Here is a 358-nt window from a genome sequence, read left to right as displayed (position 1 = left end):
ATGCTCATAATGCTGCCCAGCAATTTCCTCCCTTCTCAAGACTATTCTGGCTTCCTGGGTACTTAAAAACAGGGCTTAGAGTATGTCTGCTGACAAAATTGCACTCTAAACGCTAGCTTAGGTCTGCTGCGGCTGATGACGCGAGCGTTGGCCCAGCCAGGTCCAGTCGAGGTTAAGATAGCCGTCCTGGGACAGCGCCAGCGCCCGGTTGCCCTGAACGGAGGCAGACTGATAATCACTGTCGGCAACGAAATTGGTATTTTGCGGGTGAATCAACGCGTTTTCGGTGTCCGTGGTGGGCTGATACCACTGGTGTTCCTCCGAGGGCTGAGGCAGAAAGCGCTTGACAAAAAACAGG

Annotated in this window: 1 protein-coding gene; it reads right to left on the bottom strand. The window is 53.4% G+C overall.

The annotated features are described in order from the left end of the window. Positions 1-117: 117 nt before the first annotated feature. Positions 118-358: hypothetical protein (locus A6013_RS24750; protein ID WP_254677920.1), on the bottom strand; the 241-nt coding region annotated here is incomplete at its 5' end.

Source organism: Enterobacter sp. IF2SW-B1 (genome assembly GCF_001743375.1).
Classification (GTDB): domain Bacteria; phylum Pseudomonadota; class Gammaproteobacteria; order Enterobacterales; family Enterobacteriaceae; genus Enterobacter; species Enterobacter bugandensis.
Note: the sequence above shows the minus strand (reverse complement) of the source record. Positions and strands in the feature narration are given on the sequence as shown.